Here is a 20,657-nt window from a genome sequence, read left to right as displayed (position 1 = left end):
ATATACTAAGCCGTTCTAAAGTAGTATTTTTTAGTTATACCATAAACGATATTAAAAGTCTTAATTGCTAAAACTCATTTAATAGTAAAAAGCAAAAAACCCTTCAAAAGAAGGGTTTTTTTAGAGGCATCGAGCGGATTCGAACCGCTGTACAAGCTTTTGCAGAGCTGTGCCTAGCCACTCGGCCACGATGCCATTATTTTTAAGAGTGAGCAAAAATAAACAATTATCCTGTTCTAGGGCAAATCAAAGTCAAAAATTAAGAAATCTTCCTGTAATTAGGTTTTTCTAGAAACTACGCTTTTCTCCTTAATTTTAGTGCTACGGTAACTTTTTCAACATCTCCATTAATTGGAGGGTTGATTTTTGAGACCGAAACATTGGCTTTATCTACCGTTGGCAATTCCATAAAAATTCTATCTATGATTCTTTTAGCCACATGTTCCAGTAATTTGGACGGTATGGCCATTTCCTGCTTTACAATTTTATTGATGTGAACATAATCTACCGTGTCTGATAGTTGATCGGAAAAAGAAGCTTTGGTCAAATTTGTGGTAACCGATACATTGACCAAATAATCACTACCAATATTGGTTTCTTCCTTTAAGCAGCCATGGTGGGCATATGCTTTTATGTTTTCTAATTGAACTTTACCCATTTTTAAAATCTAAAGCACAAACATAATCAATCTGCTTGAAGATTTAATAGGTACATCTACAGTTACTAATACCTTGGAAAAGGTCTACGCCAATGGTAATTACATGGGTTCCCGTACTGTAGCCCAAGATTTCATTCAAAATTATTTGATAGGAATACCCAAAATAAAAATTACTCTTTTTAAGTCCAAAGAAAGGAGCAATATATAAAGGATCCCCAATTTGGTCATTTAAAAAACGATAATTGACCCCAGCGTAGTAGTAATCTTCAAACTCATACCATCTAAATTTTACATTAAGGTCGGTTTCTGACCTGCCGTCACTTTCAAATACCTTGAACAGAACGGATGGTTCTATTTCAAGCTGGCTATTTCTGTTTTTGGTGTATCTATATCCAGAATACAGGTAATAGTTTCTCAAAGCCGTAGGCTCGTTTAAACTTGAAAAGGTAGAAAGGTTAATTTCCTTGTCCAATAAGTTAGATACGTTTGCACTCAAGAAAAATTTATTGAGCCTGTAGAGCATACCAACATCAAAATTATGGTTGTTCGTTAACCTATTGTTGATATTTGGATCACCACTATTCTGCGCATCTTCGTTATCTATCCTAAATCCGTTATAGTTGTATGAAATTCCAAAGGAAAGGAATTCATCATCATATTTATCCAATGTTAAATGGTGTGCAAATGACACCCTGGCTCCTTGTTGTTTTGTGTCTCCATTGGCATCATTATATAGAAAAATACCAACTCCAGATTTTTCACCTACCCTCATATCTGCAGCAAGGGACTGGGTTCTGGGTGCATCTTTAATACCCACCCATTGGGCCAAGCCATTTAGTCTGATCTTTACATGATCGCCAATACCCGCATATGTAGGTGACAAAACAAATGGATTATCTGCCAAATACTGCGATAATTGAGGCGAATTAAGCTCCTGACCCCTTACGGCATAGGCACTAAGTAAAAAAACCAACATCAGTAGACTGTTCCGCATCATCATTTTAGGTTAAGTTTTATCGATATAGAGTAAAGTGCCCTACAAATTCTCTTTCATCTCTTTCTCCATTCAATTTTATTACATACCAGTAATCACCAGTAGGTAAGAATTTGCCGGAATATGTACCGTCCCAACCTTCAGAATCTGCAAATTGTTGGGAAACTACCCTACCATAACGATCAAAAATCTTTATTAGTATTTCAGGGAACTGTTCCATGTTTCTAGGTATCCAAAAATCATTTTGTCCATCACCGTCTGGAGTAAAGAAATTAGGTAATTCAATATCTATGAATTCCATATAAATATTAGCGATGGATTCACAACCATTTTGATCAACCACACGCACTTCAAAGGTGTCTGTTCTATCAATGAAGAACGTATTGCTATCCCCATTGTCTATTCCATCAAAATAATACGTATACCCTTCTCTTCCTCCGTCAGCTACTGCAGTAATTTCATTAAGGTTATGTTGTTCCAAGGTCAGTGACAATGGCTCAAAGGCCTCTATCACAAAATCTATGGTTTGTAAACAACCATTGGCATGGGCAATCGTAATATAATGGTTACCCGGTGCCGAATTCCTAAAATCAGGATTTAGCTGTAAATCTTCAGGGTCTGTAGAATCAATTGCATATAGAACATCTCCTATAACACTGTCATCTTCCAATGTAATGTTTACATAATTATTAGGAACGTCACTAGAACATTCATAAATAGGTTCTACCGTAGCGTTTAAGTTAACACCTCTTTCTATATCTATGATTACATTGGTTTCACAACCATTGGCATCCCTAACAAAAATTAAATAGTTACCGGCAGCCATGTTCAAGAACTCTGTTCTTCCTAGTACAAAATCTGCATCGCCATTTGCATTTATAGCGGTACTGTAAGGTGCGGTCCCTCCTAAAATTTCTAGGGCAATGGTACCGTCTTGGCTATCTACACAAATTTCTGGAGTAACCGTTGGGTTCACAGCGAGTATTTCAGGTTCAGAAATAGTGTATGTCAAATATTCAAAACAACCATTTCTATCCTGGGCAATTATGGTGTATTCACCTGGCGCCAAATCTGTAAAAGTATTAGTCGTAAACGCCTGGTTTAAGTTTGGTGAAATGGCATATTGATATCCACCTGCACCACCAGATAAGGTGACTGTTATTTGTCCGTTGTTTTCTCCTGCACAACTAACATCTATTACACTATCAACATATGATAATGGCGTTGGGTCCTGAATAACGACCTCTTCAGCTTGAGTAGAACAGTCTTCACTCGTAACCGAAACATAGTACGTTCCAGCGAATAAGTTCCTGAAAACACCTTCTGTTTGAGGTCCAGCAATTCTTGATGCTGCAGACAGGGAACTATCTGTATATAATTCATATTGATAGTTTCCTAAACCACCTTCCGCACTTGCATAAATGATTGCGGTATTTTCTCCTGAACAATTCAATACTGCCGCAGTATCATCTACCGTGAGCGTTAATGGTAATATTTCATTTTCTGTAATGGCATTCGATAACGCAGCCTCACAACCATTTATGGCATCACGTACATAGAATTGATATCTTCCATGTTGGTATATACCCGCTTCAGGTAATCCAAGAGGATTTGTTGTCATTGGTAAATACGTAATATTATCAACACTATATTCATATGTACCGCTACCACCTGTTGCAGTCAGTTCAAACTCTGCACCGGTAGTACAAGTTAAAGGATTGGTCCTCAATAAAGAAGCCTGAACTTCTGTTGGTTGTGTTATTTCCACAGTGTTGGTCGTCATATCACAATCCCATCCATCAACTACGGTAATACTATAAACACCTGCACCAAGGTCATTAAAGCTAGGATTGTTTTGAATACCTGTAGTATTAACGATCGTAGTTCCAGAAGCATCATAATAATTTAATTGATATCCATAAGAACCACTTCCTCCACCGGTAACGATCGCACTAATTACAGCGCCCGTATCTCCGTAGCAAGACAATTCCGTAATCAAAGGTGTGGTGCTTGCAATAATTGGTGTTGCCGGTATAAGTGTTTCCGTCCTATTGATAAAGCATCCTACATTATCTGTAATTTGAATGCTATAATCTCCAGCAGAAAGATTGCCAAATACCATTTCCTGAACATTTTCAACCGTTACGTTTTCACCTGTTAGGTTATTGGTAAGCGTAATATCATAAGGTTTATACCCTCCACTAGGAATTACACTAATTTCACCCTTATCGTTGGTACAGGTAGTTTCTGCAATTGGGGTCACCACTGCGTCCAAAGGTCTATCGGGTGATGCAATAGTAACTATGTTGGTATTTTCAGAACATAAAGGCACATCGGTTTCAGTAATCTGAACATAATAATTACCGCCAGAAATGTTTCCTATAAACCTAGGGTTTACACTGGTATTTGTGGAAGTTAATGGCCCAACTGGATTACCTGTCGTATCAAATACTTGGTAATCATAGTTGCCATTATATCCATCAATATTAATTGACAACCCTCCGTTTGTGTCACCAAAACAGGTAACCACAGAAGTAGCAGTAGCAGTTGCCGTAATAAAGTCAAAAGGTTCAATAGTATATGTCTCGGTAATGACATAACACCCGGTATCCAAATCTGTTACACGGAAATTATATGACCCCACGGCACTTAAACTAAATTCTGCCGTTGTTGCCGTTGTAGATATAGGTGCACCATTACTATTGCCTACTGGTAATAATTCAAAACTATAGGTATGTGCCAAACCATTGTCATCAACTGAAATTGTCACCAGCTCATCATTTGAACAAGTAATTTCTTGGTCTGTAGCTAAAGTAGCAATAAAGGTATTGATCGGTTGTACCGTTACCGAAGTATGCTCTGAACATCCGTTAGCATCTTTAACAAACACATCTATTGTCTGTACACTACCATTGTCCGTAATGGGGAACGTATTAGCGTTTTGGAAAATTACATTGTCCAAACTATATAAATATGGTGATGTACCTGAAGAAACACCTGCTGTTGTAGCACCATCCAACACGTTTACAGTTATTGTTGCCGTATTTACTGAGTTGTTTGATGAACAAGTAAACTCCGTTACCGTTGCATCTATCAATAATTGTGTAGGCTCTGTAATCGTTTCGTTCTTGAATCCTTCGCATCCTCTGCTCGATACTACACGCACCTGATAATCACCCGCAGCTAATCCAGTAAACAACGGATTATCCTGTAAGGGGGCAATTGGAGTTACCAAATCACTAGTACTATAAAGTTCATATTGATATGCCGGGTTCGTATTAGTAGATGGTTCTATATTAGCTCTAATACTACCGTCACTTCCACCAAAACAGCTTACGTCTACAATTGTGGCATCCAATAATACGGGTAATACCGGAGCGTCCAATATTTGTGTTGCCGTAGTCTCACACCTTGCAGGATTGTTCGTATCCAAGTCCCTTACAATGAACGTATAGGTACCCGCATCGGTCAGGTCCGTAAAAGTTGGGTTGTTCGTTTGGATAACGTTAGGTCCGCTAGGCGGGGTCATCTCGAACTCAAGGTTCGTGGATCCGCCCGTTACGTTCACCGTGATCGTTCCGCCAGGTGTACCTGTACAATCGATAGGCTTGTCCACCGCAGTGGTCGCGCCCAATTGCTCGTAAAGCTCTACCGGAAGGGTAGTGAAGTCACAGGTCCATTGGTCCGTGATACGTACCTCGTAGACACCAGCCCCAAGACCCGAGAATACCCTCGTGTTCTGCGGCGCGCGGAAATCGCTGCCGTCCAATATCAATTGGTACGTATAGTTGCTTCCCTGTCCGCCCGTAGGTGCGCTTACCTCGATCTCGCCCTGTAGGTTCGTACAGTTCTCCTGGTTCACACCAAGCGTTGCCGCTATAGGTGTCGGGTTGTTTAGCACGATATTGTCCTGGATCAGCCTTTCACAGCCCTCGCTGTCACGTGCCCATGCCTCATATGTGCCTGCGGTAAGTCCGCCGAACGTGGCATTGCCGGAAAAGACCGTTGAAGGAACCGGTGCAACGGTACCCACATAGTAGGTATAGCCGCCCCAACCACCCACGACATCGGTGATGGTAATGGATCCGTCGTTATTCCCCGGTGCACACGTAATATCCGTTACTACGGTAGTTCCCGTAATATCCGCGTTAGGTCCGTTGATCGTAAAGGACTCCGTGTTCGTACAGAACGGGTTGCTGTCCTGGGTCACCGAAACATAATAGTTCCCCGCCCCAAGGTTCGTCGTAGGCGTAACCTCGTCTCCTGTAGCTACGCTAACATCGTCCAAAGTATTGTTCGGCGTACCGTTGGTATCATACACTTCCCAGTCGAATCCGCCGCCATACGTGGCATCAATAAGTGAGAAGGTCACCTCGCCCGTATCCGTTCCGTAACAGATCACGTCGCTGCCCTTCGCCACATCCATAGTGAACGTATTGGGTTCCTCGATACGTGCGGATGCCGTTACTATACAGCCCGTATCCACATGCCTTACCAAGAAATTGTACGTACCGGCGGCAAGTCCGCCGAAAACATTGGATACCTGGTAGCTCGCCCCGTTGTCGATACTGTACTCGTACTTCGTAGCGTCGCTCGCCGTCGAAGTTGCCGTTACGGTGATCTCACCGTCCAAGCCGGGCGCACAGGTAACCGTAGTGGTCACCGCAGCGGTTGCTCCGGTCATCTCGTCGAAAGGTAGTACCGTAGCGGTAGTGCTGCCGGAACATCCGTTGTCGTCGTATACGTTTATCGTATAGCTCTCGCCGGTTCTATCCGTTACCGTCAATACATTGGAAGCGCCAGACTGTACCACGTTGGAAGCGCTATCGATGAACTCATAGATCACATAGTTGCCGCTTCCGCCCGTAATGCCGCCGTTGACCGTTACCGTGGCATTGTTGTCGTTATTGCCGACACTACAGCCGAATTCCACAACACTCGCGCTTACGTTCAAAATCTCGTCTGGTTCATCTATTACGATACCTGTAATTGTAGTAGTACAGCTATTCGTTCCCGTAGCTGTAATGCTATATGTATTTGGTGGTAAGTTTTCAAATGTGTTACTACTTGTGTTAAATGTACCTGCTACAGGAGCAATGGTAAACGTTAATGGGTTTACGCCATTCTGAGTTTGTGATAAGGTAATAGAACCATTATCAGCACCAAAACAGGTAATATCTATATGCGTTTCGGTAAAGGCAGGCAGTACCGGAGCGTCCAATATTTGTGTTGCCGTGGTCTGGCATACCGGATTGGTCGTATCAAGGTCCCTTACAACGAACGTATATGTGCCCGGATCGGTCAGGTCCGTAAAAGTAGGATTGTTCGTTTGGATAACGTTAGGTCCGCTAGGCGGGGTCATCTCGAACTCAAGGTTCGTGGATCCGCCCGTTACGTTCACCGTGATCGTTCCGCCAGGTGTACCTGTACAATCGATAGGCTTGTCCACCGCAGTGGTCGCGCCCAATTGCTCGTAAAGCTCTACCGGAAGGGTAGTGAAGTCACAGGTCCATTGGTCCGTGATACGTACCTCGTAGACACCAGCCCCAAGACCCGAGAATACCCTCGTGTTCTGCGGCGCGCGGAAATCGCTGCCGTCCAATATCAATTGGTACGTATAGTTGCTTCCCTGTCCGCCCGTAGGTGCGCTTACCTCGATCTCGCCCTGTAGGTTCGTACAGTTCTCCTGGTTCACACCAAGCGTTGCCGCTATAGGTGTCGGGTTGTTTAGCACGATATTGTCCTGGATCAGCCTTTCACAGCCCTCGCTGTCACGTGCCCATGCCTCATATGTGCCTGCGGTAAGTCCGCCGAACGTGGCATTGCCGGAAAAGACCGTTGAAGGAACCGGTGCAACGGTACCCACATAGTAGGTATAGCCGCCCCAACCACCCACGACATCGGTGATGGTAATGGATCCGTCGTTATTCCCCGGTGCACACGTAATATCCGTTACTACGGTAGTTCCCGTAATATCCGCGTTAGGTCCGTTGATCGTAAAGGACTCCGTGTTCGTACAGAACGGGTTGCTGTCCTGGGTCACCGAAACATAATAGTTCCCCGCCCCAAGGTTCGTCGTAGGCGTAACCTCGTCTCCTGTAGCTACGCTAACATCGTCCAAAGTATTGTTCGGCGTACCGTTGGTATCATACACTTCCCAGTCGAATCCGCCGCCATACGTGGCATCAATAAGTGAGAAGGTCACCTCGCCCGTATCCGTTCCGTAACAGATCACGTCGCTGCCCTTCGCCACATCCATAGTGAACGTATTGGGTTCCTCGATACGTGCGGATGCCGTTACTATACAGCCCGTATCCACATGCCTTACCAAGAAATTGTACGTACCGGCGGCAAGTCCGCCGAAAACATTGGATACCTGGTAGCTCGCCCCGTTGTCGATACTGTACTCGTACTTCGTAGCGTCGCTCGCCGTCGAAGTTGCCGTTACGGTGATCTCACCGTCCAAGCCGGGCGCACAGGTAACCGTAGTGGTCACCGCAGCGGTTGCTCCGGTCATCTCGTCGAAAGGTAGTACCGTAGCGGTAGTGCTGCCGGAACATCCGTTGTCGTCGTATACGTTTATCGTATAGCTCTCGCCGGTTCTATCCGTTACCGTCAATACATTGGAAGCGCCAGACTGTACCACGTTGGAAGCGCTATCGATGAACTCATAGATCACATAGTTGCCGCTTCCGCCCGTAATGCCGCCGTTGACCGTTACCGTGGCATTGTTGTCGTTATTGCCGACACTACAGCCGAATTCCACAACACTCGCGCTTACGTTCAAAATCTCGTCTGGTTCCGCAATTGGAACAGGTCTGTCCAAGAAACATCCTCTATCTGAGGTTACCCTTACATAATAGTCATCGTTAGCTGAAAGGTTATTGAAAATGTTCGATGACTGTGCCGGTCCTTGAGGCAACATTCGTAAAGCGTCATAAGGTACACTAGGAGTTGGGTCAACCATCAACTGATACGAATATGGTGGGTTGTCCATAGTTGGATCAAGGGTAACGACAATACTACCGTCATTTCCTCCAAAACAGGTAACATCCGTTACCGAAGTTGTAAAATCAACATCTGTAGGAACTTCCAGTTCTATATCTACCAAAGCACTACATCCGGTATATCTTGGGTCCAAGTCATAAATTGCCGCCGTATACATACCCGGGTCTAGACCAGAAAAGAGAGGAGTTGTACTACGGCCTGAAACAGACGCTCCTCCAAAATAGAACAATTCATATTCATAGGCCCCTGATCCTCCATAGGCCGTAATCAAAATAGCACCATCACCACCTAAACAAGTAGGCTGTGCCTGAACTTCTGCCGTAATATTAGAAGGTTTGAATATTTCTAAAGAAACTTGGTTTCCACAACCATTAAAATCACGTAAATCAATTGTATAGTTGCCTGAGCTTAAATTTGTAAATTGATGTGTTGTACCTAATGTGGTTAATGTAGAAGACTGATAAGAACCACTATTAACACTTAATGTATAGGGTTGAATTCCTTCACCATCTAAAGTAACCTCAACGATAAACTCACCTTCATCTGCAGCACATTGATTAACTACTACCGCAGAAATTGTAGGAGAAGGGTCTTCTGATATGGTTATATCCAATGGAGCAATTGCAGCACAACCATTACCATCTAGAACGTACACATCCCATGCTGTATTAACTGCGGGGTCTAATTCTTTATAGTTACTTGTATCGTAATCTCCAGCCCCTGGTGTCATACCATCTTCCACAAATGCATACGTATATGATCCATTACCACCGCCTGCAATTACTGTTACGTTTGCATCTTCAGTACAGTAGCCATTGTTTTGGTCAATTAAACTTAATGTTACCTGATTAGGTTCTAGTATTCTAAACTCATAAGTATTGGTACAATCTGGTGTACTATTTTCTCTAAAAAACAATACATAATCTCCCGGAGGGATACCGGATACGGTTTCCACTGGAGTTGCACTAGGTCCGCTAGACCCTGTAATTGTACCGGAATACGCACCACCCAAAGGAGTATTGGAAATAGATTCCCTGATCTCATAATAAATTGAACTAACACCAGCATCATGACCTTCAATCTGAAAAGCTATAGACCCATTGGTGTCACCAAAACAAGCAACATCATTGACCACCGGATCTGAAACTACATCTATTGAAGAAAGTGGTGGTATATCTACCTCTACATAACTGGAGCAATTGGTATCCGTATCTATAACTTGGAATACATAGGATTGGCCTGGATTTAAACCTAAGTAACTGGCACTTTCTTCTCCCGTTCCAGGTCCTGCTACTTCTGTATCTGGAGCAGTTCCTGCACCGTAAATGGTAAAATCATAATTTCCAGATCCACCACTTGCCAATAAATCTACAGACCCACCGGTAGCACAGCTAACTGCTGGAACAAGGGCATCAACTGTTAAATATGGATTAGAAAGAACACGAACAGGGTTTTGATAAAATTCACAACCATTGGCATCCAACACACGAACATAATAATCTCCAAAGGTAAGTCCGTCAAACGTAGCGGTGGTTGAAGCCGTATTCACAATTGGATTAGGGCCCGTGGTTACTACAATATTATTCTGATTGTCGTACAACGTATAAGTGAAATTAGGAACCCCACCACTTATGATACTAATATCAATTCTACCCGGTATATCTCCAGATGAACCACAACTAACATCCGTTGCCACCACGTTGGCATCAAACAAATCTGGATCTGTCACTACAACGGTATCCGTGTAGGTACAGCTTTTACTGTCCCTAAGGGTATAGGAATATGTTCCTGCTGCCAATCCTGGATAAACTCTTTGACTAGTAAATGGGCTTCCATCAAAACTAATTTGATAAGGCGAAGATCCATAATCTGGGTCAATATTGATTTCTACTACGCCATTAGCATCTCCATTACATGTTGGGTCCGTTACGGTCTCTGTAGCCAAAGGATTAACCGAAGCCGTTACCGTAACTTCATTGGATTCTGCAATACATCCTTGGCTATCCGTTACCCTAAACCTGTATAATCCCGGGGTATTAGTAGTAAACGGAAATGATCCTGAGTATGAATTATAACCACCATTGTCAAAATTTAATTCATAGGTATACGGCGCATAGCCCCCATTTACTTGTAAATCCAATATAGCATCAGGAGATACTGTACAATCAATATCCTTGGATAAAACAATATTTGCTGTTAATTGGGGCTCTATGGTAAATGTAATATCGTCCGTACATCCATTGGCATCCCTAATTTCAAATGTATAATTACCTGGTGTTAAATTAGAGAAGGTGTTAGAGTTTCTATAAGGACCGGTATTCATTTTAAATACATAAGGAGCTAAACCGCCAGATGCACCAACTACTACGGTAGCCGACCCTGGATTGGAAGAGTCAAAACATAAATTTGAACTAGGGTCAATACTGATAACAGGGTTCACTGGTGTGTTCAACGTAAAGGTATCCGTAGCGGTACAACCATTAGTATCCGTAACGGTAATGGTATGTATTCCTATTTCATTAAGGCCAGTGAAGATATTTTCACTTTGTGGCCCTACAATATTTCCATTTGATTCTTCAATTTGATACGTATAACCTGCCGTTCCGCCAGAAGCTGTTATGGTAACCGAACCACCATCTACACAAGTTGGCTGTACAACGGTTTCTGTAAAGGTTACAATAGTGGGCTCGGAAATTGTTTGGGAAATAGAAACCCTACAACCAGGGTTGGTACTACCGGCCTCTCTAACATAAATAGTGTAATTACCAGCGGCCAATCCTGAAATAGTATATGGTGATACGGTATCGCTACCATCTATTGTGGCAAAACCACTATCAAAACTATACTCAAATCCACCCGCTCCGTAATTTTCCACCTCAAAGGTTATGGAACCAGAGCCGTCCGCGTTACAGTCCAAATCTTCATAACCGATTATGGACGCATCAAAAGCATGCCCGTCCTCCACGATTACATCGATACTTGTAGTTCCAGGACATCTTGCTGGTGGCTGTGTAGCCAGAAGGTCGTCTATGGCAATATCATTACCGTCAAGAACTGCAGAATTGGTTCTAAATATAATATCCAAATTTGTGTTTGCTCCAGGATTTAAAGAAACAGTATAATTATGCCAATCATCTGGGCCATTATTTTTTGGAACACTTCCTGCGGTAGATGAACTAGCTATAATATTACCACTACCATCTACTAATTCTATTTGCATACTAGGATCACCACCAGAGGTTCCCGAGCGTAATAAATTCAATGCCCAAAATGAAATGGTAATATCTTGATTTGGTAAAACTTCAACATTTCTTTTAGAGTATACAATACCACCAACACCAACTACACCGCCAACATTGATCGCCAAATAACGCCCATTGGCATTACCCGTATGGTCGTTAGGACTGATCCAAGTTGCATGTAAAGGCGCTAAAGCGCTAGTTACGGTATATTCTCCATCAAATAAACGGGCATCGCCAATACTACAGGCGCTTGTACTACCATCACCAGGTTCATAACAGTAGGCCGGATCTATCTGTGTGATACTTGTATTTGGTCCCGAACCAAAATCTTCGGTTAGCAATGTACTTTCTGCAGGTGCTACCGTACTCAAATAAGTAACGTCTATGGTGTGCGGACCTGCGGGTACGTTGTTGAAGACATTGGAGGTTTCCGGGGTGTTGGGGCTACCGTCGATACTGTAGGTATAATCAAAATCGCTACTGCTGGGGGTGACCGTTACCGTACCGTCGCCGTCACATAGGTAATCTATCGTTGCCGACAATGTGGGAGGTGCAGGCGCGGGCTCCACAGTAATGTCCATGGGGAACGTACAGTTGTTGTCGTCCATAACGTAGACCGTATGGTCTCCCGGCAACAAATATCCTATGGGGCTCGCAACATACGTGCCGCCCCCGTCAAAGCTATAGGTATACGGCGCGGTTCCGCCCTGTGCGTTCGTAATGCGGACCTCCGCACCCTGTGAAGGGTTACATTCCACAAGTGCGGCAACCGCCGCCGAGGCCGATAGGTTGAACGGCTCCGTGATCGTATGGATCTCCGCTATCTCGCAAAGGTTCACGTCCCTTACGCGGATGTTGTACGATCCAGCACCAAGGTTGTTGAACGTGTTCTGCGGTACATAGCTGGCACCGTTGTCGATGCTATAGGTATACGGTCCCTCGCCGCCACTGGCCAGTATCGTAATGGTGGACTGGTTGTCCCCGCTACAGAGCACGGGCGTATTGGAAACCGAAAGGGCAAGGGGATCGTCCTGGGAAATCGTGATGTCATACGAGCTCTCGCAGAAACCGGCGTTCCCGTTGTTGTCCCTCACGTACACATCATAATCCCCGGTACCCGTAACCGGAACCGTACCGTTGGGGCCAAAGTCGCCAGGGGCCGGTAACGTGCCGTTGTCCACGATAGCGTAGACATAGTTGCCGTCGCCACCGGCGGCGGCGATGGAAACGTCCGTGTCGGTGCCACAGGCCGTTATATTGCCCGCATTGGCAGTAACCGTTAACTCAGGATGAATGGTAATTGACTGAGAAGCCGGGTCACACCCATAAGCGTCAGTTACCTCAATGGTATAAGTACCATTAGATAACCCTGTAAATGTATAAGTAGTTTCCGTAATTGGCGACGGTACCACCCAAGCACCACCGTTTAATCTAAATTGATATCCGCCGTTACCTGCAGTAACATCTACACGAATAGTTGCGTCATTACTGCCACTATAACATGCTGTTTCAGCAAGTGTAAATACAGGAATAACAGGTGCACTAATAGTTATAGGGTCATCCAGATCCGTACATCCGTTTGCATCCATAACACGGACCCTATACGTTCCTGCAGTTATTCCTCCAAAAGTTGTACCTGTTTGGTATGCGGTTACAATGTTCCCTGAATTATCCTCCAATTGATATTCATAACCCGGTGTTCCACCAGTTGCACTGGCGGTAATAATCGCTCCACCATTATCACAGGTATAAGGTTGTGTTTGGCCCGCATCTGCAACCACCGCAGTAGGCTCGTTAATTACTTGGCTTATACTAGTACTACAACCAGGGTTGGTACTGCCGGCCTCTCTAACATATATAGTATAATTGCCTGCCGAAAGCGACGATATTGTCTGTGGCGATACTGTTGTACTGCCTAAAATAGAACTAAAGTCACTTGTAAAACTATATTCGAACCCACCCGCTCCGTAATTCTCTACCTCAAAGGTTATGGAACCAGAACCGTCCGCGTTACAGTCCAAATCTTCATAACCGATTATGGACGCATCAAAAGCGTGCCCGTCCTCCACGATTACATCGATACTTGTTGTTCCAGGACACTGTTCTGGTATTTGGAAAGCAAGAATATCATCAATTGCAATATCATTACCCTGAATTACAGCGGAATTGGTTCTTATGACAATATCCAAGTTTGTATTTGCTCCTGGATTAAGGGTAACGCTATAATTATGCCAATCATCGGCGTTATTATTTTTTGGTATATTGCCCGTAGCTGTACTGGCAATTACATTACCTCCTAGGTCTACTAATTCTATTTCAATGGTAGGGTCTCCACCAGATTGACCATTTCTAAAAATATTAAATGCATATAAAGAAACGGTTACATCTCTATTTGGAATAACTTCTACACCTCGCTTTGCATATACAATACCACCAACACCAGCTGCACCACCAACATTGATCGCCAAGTAACGCCCGTTGGCATTACCCGTATGGTCGTTAGGACTTCTCCATGGGTTATATGGATTTGTTATCACACTGGTTACCGAATATTCACCATCTTGGATATGGGTATCCGTACCAAAACCACAAAGGCTTGCGCTACCATCTTGTGGTTCATAACAGTAGGCCGGATCTATCTGTGTGATACTTGTATTTGGTCCCGAACCAAAATCTTCTTGCAATAGAATACTTTCTGCCGGAGCCAATGTACTTATGTAAGTAACGTCTATGGTGTGCGGACCTGCGGGTACGTTGTTGAAGACATTGGAGGTTTCCGGGGTGTTGGGGCTACCGTCGATACTGTAGGTATAATCAAAATCGCTACTGCTGGGGGTGACCGTTACCGTACCGTCGCCGTCACATAGGTAATCTATCGTTGCCGACAATGTGGGAGGTGCAGGCGCGGGCTCCACAGTAATGTCCATGGGGAACGTACAGTTGTTGTCGTCCATAACGTAGACCGTATGGTCTCCCGGCAACAAATATCCTATGGGGCTCGCAACATACGTGCCGCCCCCGTCAAAGCTATAGGTATACGGCGCGGTTCCGCCCTGTGCGTTCGTAATGCGGACCTCCGCACCCTGTGAAGGGTTACATTCCACAAGTGCGGCAACCGCCGCCGAGGCCGATAGGTTGAACGGCTCCGTGATCGTATGGATCTCCGCTATCTCGCAAAGGTTCACGTCCCTTACGCGGATGTTGTACGATCCAGCACCAAGGTTGTTGAACGTGTTCTGCGGTACATAGCTGGCACCGTTGTCGATGCTATAGGTATACGGTCCCTCGCCGCCACTGGCCAGTATCGTAATGGTGGACTGGTTGTCCCCGCTACAGAGCACGGGCGTATTGGAAACCGAAAGGGCAAGGGGATCGTCCTGGGAAATCGTGATGTCATACGAGCTCTCGCAGAAACCGGCGTTCCCGTTGTTGTCCCTCACGTACACATCATAATCCCCGGTACCCGTAACCGGAACCGTACCGTTGGGGCCAAAGTCGCCAGGGGCCGGTAACGTGCCGTTGTCCACGATAGCGTAGACATAGTTGCCGTCGCCACCGGCGGCGGCGATGGAAACGTCCGTGTCGGTGCCACAGGCCGTTATATTGCCCGCATTGGCAGTAACCGTTAATTCTGGGTCAATAACAATGGTTTGCGAGTCCGTACAATTTTTACCGTCCCTAACATCTATCGTATATGTTCCAGAGGTTAGATTGCTAAATGTATTATTCGTTGTATACGGAGCACCGTTAAGGCTATATTCAAAATTGCCATCACCTCCTGAAGTTACATTGGCCGTTAAGGTTAAACCTGTTGCACTATCAAAACAATTCTGGTTTGGCGTAATGGCCAAAACCGGTGGTATAGCCGGGTTTAAGGTAAATGAAAAGGGTATTACACAATTATTGGCATCCGTTAATGTACCGTTATATGTTCCTGATTGTGTTAAACCATTGAAACTACCTGTTGTATTTGTACCAAAGCCTGAGCCATCTGGATTGTTCAATGCAAAAGAGTATCCTCCCCAACCACCTGAAGCGGTTATACTAACACTGCCATCTGTTAAACAGGTAGGCTGGGTTTCATCAACGTTTGATATATTTAACGCAGTTGCCGGCCCTTCTAAACTGTGCGTAGTAGTATATGTACAATTAGTATTGGTTTCCGTTAAGTTTAAAACATAATCACCGGCTTCTAGATTATTTAAATTATTGATAACCGCTTGCGTACCTCCACTACTGGTAAAACCAGATGGGCCCGTAATGGTATATGTAAAATTCTGTCCACTTTGGAAATTCACATTAAAACGAATACTACCGTCATTTGCACCAAAACAAGATATGGGTTGAACAGTGGTACCAGAAGCAGAAATAGGACTAACTCCGTTAATGGTATAGTTTTCCTCATAAAAACAACCGTCTGAATCCGTAACCCTAAGTGTATACGTATCCGGCGCAAGATTATCAAAATTAGCCTCATTACCCACAGTACTTGTTGGACTTATCACAGACGGGGCTACGATGGAATAGGTATAAGGCAATGAACCATTTGTAGTGGACACCCTAAGATCTACAGTTTGATCAGGACATGTTATCTGGGTTGCCGTGATATTTAAATCTGTAGGAGGGTTTGGCGCATCAATCATTATCACGTTAGTTCTAAAAATACACCCGTTGGCATCCCTGATAGTGATATAATAACTACCATCTACCAAATTCTCGAAACGATTTGCATTGGCCACCGTATCTGGAATAAAATTGACACCGTCAATACTATATTCATAAGGGGCAACACCGCCCGAAACGCTCTGTGCCTCAATGATACCATCTTGAACACATGAGTAATCCTGAATTAAAACCGCATTACCCTGAACAGCCGTAGCTGGTGAACCAATAGTATAATTTTCCTCATAATCACAAGAAGCATTTCCTCTACTTTGATTGATTACAACACGATAATCCCCTGCCGGTAAATTTGAAAAATTACCCGAACCATTTTGTGCTAAGGGTTGGTCATCAGAATCAAATAGAGAAAAGGTTAATTGATACCCGTTATTGTCAATTAAGTTGTACTGGATTCTACCACTAGAATCCCCAAAACAGTTGACATCCACTACTGTAGTAGCGTTAAACTCCGCCGCAGGTTGAAATTCTATTTCAACAGTATTGGACACTTGATAACAACCGTTTCTGTCCAATACAACGAATGTGTATTGTCCTGGGTCTAAAATGTCAAAAATTTGGCTAGTCTGAAAATTGGTTGCAGGTATATCTGCATACGTTGGATATGATGTAACGGTAGTTCCCGTTTCATCTACATAAGACCAGATAGCATAAGTATGAGGTGTAGTACCACCGTCCGAATCCATTTGGATATTACCTTCCCTACAAGTAATATGTTGAGAAACCCTTGCACTCAATGTAAGGTCATTATTGTCTGCAATGGTAACATTTTCACTATACGAACAACCATCTGCAGTAGAAATCAAGGCAATATAATTTCCTGCACTTAAATCCGTAAAGGTAAAGTTATTATCCGCCTGACCGTTTTCACTATCCAAAAGAGTACCTAAGCCCCCATTACTACCATCATCAATTCTAATTTCATAATTATAAACAGCATCGGCATTATTAATTTGTAAATTAATAGTACCTAGTTCATAACAGAATTCTGGAGTAACATTTACATTGTAAGTTACATCCCGGTCTAAAATACCAATAACCTCAGTTGTAAATACACAGGCATTGGGGATTACATCACCATTATTATCCGTAGGGGTAACCTCTACTCTGTAAGAGCCGTTTTCTCCAGAAGCAAAATCAAAGCTTGGGCCGTTGTTAGCGCTAAATGGAACAAGAACATTGTTCGTTTCGTTATCTACCAATTGATACCCATATCCGCTACCTAAATTCGTAATAGTTATATTACCGTCTGCCGTACATACAATATCCCTTTTATTAAAATCGATTTCCAAATTATTCTGAAAACCTTTAAAATAATAGCGACTGGTACAACCATTTCTATTAACAACGGACAATCTATATTCCCCTGGGGCATTTAAAAGAAAATTGCTCCCAGAACCAACTTCTGTCCAATTACAGGTAAGTGCTTTATTGGCACAATCCTCACCAACTGGCGAACAACTACCTTCATCTAAAAGTTCCCAACTAACACTTTGGGCATCAACAATATTTACCGATAGTGGTTGGGAATCATTAATACCACACAAGAAAATTTTAGGGATAAAAGAATTATCTATAGTACAGTTAACAATTTCCCCGGGAATATCGTTAGACGGATCGGAATCATTGTTAACCTCGTTAAAATATTCCGTAACCGGGTTTGGAATGTTTCCAGAACCAAAAGGTTCCACCGTAATAACTTCTTGATAACCAATACAGGGTGCTGCAACTATTTTATCTACGATATATACCCCAGGTGAAGTTACTACTTGAGTACTTGGGTCATTGTCTGGGTCACCATCATTGATTTCCACATCCAAGCTATCCAATTCACCATTTCCATTAGTATCTCGGTACCAGACGTAAGAATCAAAACCTTGTCCTGCAGTCAAAATTGAATTTGCACCACATAAGGTTACCGTTCTATCAAAACTACAAGCACTTAAGTCGTCCAAAAGGAAATTGGTAGCTCCGGGAACCGTAAAACCACAAGAGTTAAATTCGCTAACACTAGGATCATCGGTAACCATTGCAGAATTATTCTCTCCGCGGTAGGTACCATAGGCCACATTTTCAATTAAATCTGAACAGGCATTTACAAAATCAAAACAGTTTTCTGCTACCTGAACACGGAAACGTATGGAATATTCAGAATCTTCTTGTTCTACATATCTATCTGGAATAGAAAAAATAATTTCACGGGTTAAAGGGTCATAGGTATAGGTAACCCCATTAGGGTAAGAAAAATCATTGGCATTGAAAAAACTACGTCCATTTGGAGGAGAAACATTTACAGGAAGTACGTCTCTAATCGTGTAACCTACCCCGTCATCATTACCAATATTCTCAAAGGTCAACACATAATCCAATGTTTGACCCAAATTAACACCTTCACCAGTAATATCAACGCCTCCCGGTGTCTGTACCCTTTTTTCCAACACAATGTTGGGTGCTATAATATCTACATCAAATGAAGCAAAAAAGATATCATACTTATCTTGTGAGGAAGTGGCCCTTAAGGTAGCACTCGTTGATCCGTTGGGGATAATTGTATTGTTTACTCCGCCATTAGGAATTTCAAAATAATCTACGTCCCAACCTAACGTATTAATACTATTAGGATTTCTAGCCGTAAAGGGAGCATCATTAATTGTAATGCTTGAATTAAAGAAATTATTAGCGGGGTTTTCTCCGTTTGACAGTGTGGAAAAAGAACCGTTTGCATTGATTTGTAAGGCGTCTCCATCAATTCTATTATCACCTTCCAAAGCAGCTACCCCCATATTGGCATAAACCGGAAATGGAGCTGGCAACGTTGTATATCCACTGATTGGAATATCTACGCTTTCGCCAGATTTTATACCTGCATACCCGTCAAAGGTGGTAATATATTTGTCTCCCGGTAAATTAGGGTTTTCATAAACCACGACCATTTTCCATCCACCTGAAATACCACCACTAACCGTGCGACTATTGTCTGCCCTAACATTGGCAACAAAATACTCACCATTTGGGTTTGGTAAAGCTGAAACTATGGATGTTATATCCTTGTAATATGCGTAGGGTGCATAATATCCAAAATCTATATCATTAAAACCATCAAAAAGCTCGTCATCTGCAACGATATCCTGATAGGCACCACCTGGAACCCTAAATTTTATTTCATCAATATTACTACGGTCAGAATTTGTATATACCGCTGACCAATAGAGACCGGCATAACGTATTCTTGCACATTCAAAGTCCGGAACATTAAGTATAGCACTACTTGAGCTAAATGTAGAGGAATCCCCATCAACATCAATATAACGCATATCAAATGAATCATTTGCACTAGACGCGTTACGAGTATCGTTGTAAGGTTCATTTGGTGTTACTTCTGGAATAGTATAGTTTTCCCTTCTCCAGCGGCCATTTCTATAGACCCATCTTCTTCCAGTACTTTCTGGAATATAGCGGTTGACAATGTTGTTGGCTATAAATGTGATCTCTCCACGAATATCCGCTTCATAACGAACCGCGAAATCTCTTTTTACTTGAGAAAAGGCAGTGTTGAAACCCAAGAACAAAAATAAAACGAAAAACAAACCTTTGGAGAAAATTTTTCCCATAAGTGAAGAGTGCTTAGTGAAATCAAAAAAAACGATCAGTTTGGTCATGTGCTATTTAGTATTGAAGAAAAACACCTATTGATTTTAAATTAAAATCTGTGGAATTCTCCAATAACAAATATTCACTATACTGGTAAGGCGAAAAATTTAATGTTGTGGTATGTTCTGTTTCTGTTGTGAAACCGCAAAAAAAATGGGTTAAATTTTTAGCAAACCCTCGTTTTATGCATTGTTTAGTGCATTTCAACGATTTTTGTATTTTATATAATAAGATAATTAAGCGACTAGCATAAGATTAATGTTCAATAAAAATGGTTGAATTTTATGAACTGATTTACAAATTATTATGATAAAAACCGATGTTTTAAATAAATATATAGCCGCAAAAATTTCTTGATAAATTTGTTAAATTATGAGTTGATTTTGTCCTAATTAGCAGAAATTTCATCCAGAACAAATGTTGT

The 20,657-nt window shown here is 42.8% G+C and carries 3 protein-coding genes and 1 tRNA gene; all 4 read right to left on the bottom strand.

What is annotated here, in order from left to right; genetic code table 11:
- Positions 1-124 precede the first annotated feature (124 nt).
- Positions 125-195, bottom strand: a tRNA-Cys gene (locus ABVM52_RS07820).
- Between the two features lie 100 nt (positions 196-295).
- The gene (gene folB, locus ABVM52_RS07815; RefSeq protein WP_405384855.1) at positions 296-658 is read right to left on the bottom strand and encodes a dihydroneopterin aldolase; all 363 of its coding nucleotides are present in this window, start codon (positions 656-658) and stop codon (positions 296-298) included.
- A 43-nt stretch (positions 659-701) separates the two neighbouring features.
- A complete protein-coding gene (locus ABVM52_RS07810; protein WP_405385114.1) occupies positions 702-1,652 on the bottom strand; it encodes a type IX secretion system membrane protein PorP/SprF in 951 nt (316 codons plus the stop codon).
- Between the two features lie 19 nt (positions 1,653-1,671).
- The gene (locus ABVM52_RS07805; protein ID WP_405384854.1) at positions 1,672-20,193 is read right to left on the bottom strand and encodes a T9SS type B sorting domain-containing protein; all 18,522 of its coding nucleotides are present in this window, start codon (positions 20,191-20,193) and stop codon (positions 1,672-1,674) included.
- Positions 20,194-20,657: the final 464 nt, after the last annotated feature.

This window comes from Maribacter sp. LLG6340-A2 (assembly GCF_045057105.1).
In the GTDB taxonomy this organism is placed as follows: Bacteria; Bacteroidota; Bacteroidia; order Flavobacteriales; family Flavobacteriaceae; genus Maribacter.
Note: the sequence above shows the minus strand (reverse complement) of the source record. Positions and strands in the feature narration are given on the sequence as shown.

Bases quoted from the DNA above. Each gene is read 5' to 3' on its own strand.
- folB (WP_405384855.1), bottom strand. From the start codon at position 658: ATGGGTAAAGTTCAATTAGAAAACATAAAAGCATATGCCCACCATGGC.
- ABVM52_RS07810 (WP_405385114.1), bottom strand. From the start codon at position 1,652: ATGCGGAACAGTCTACTGATGTTGGTTTTTTTACTTAGTGCCTATGCC.
- ABVM52_RS07805 (WP_405384854.1), bottom strand. From the start codon at position 20,193: ATGGGAAAAATTTTCTCCAAAGGTTTGTTTTTCGTTTTATTTTTGTTC.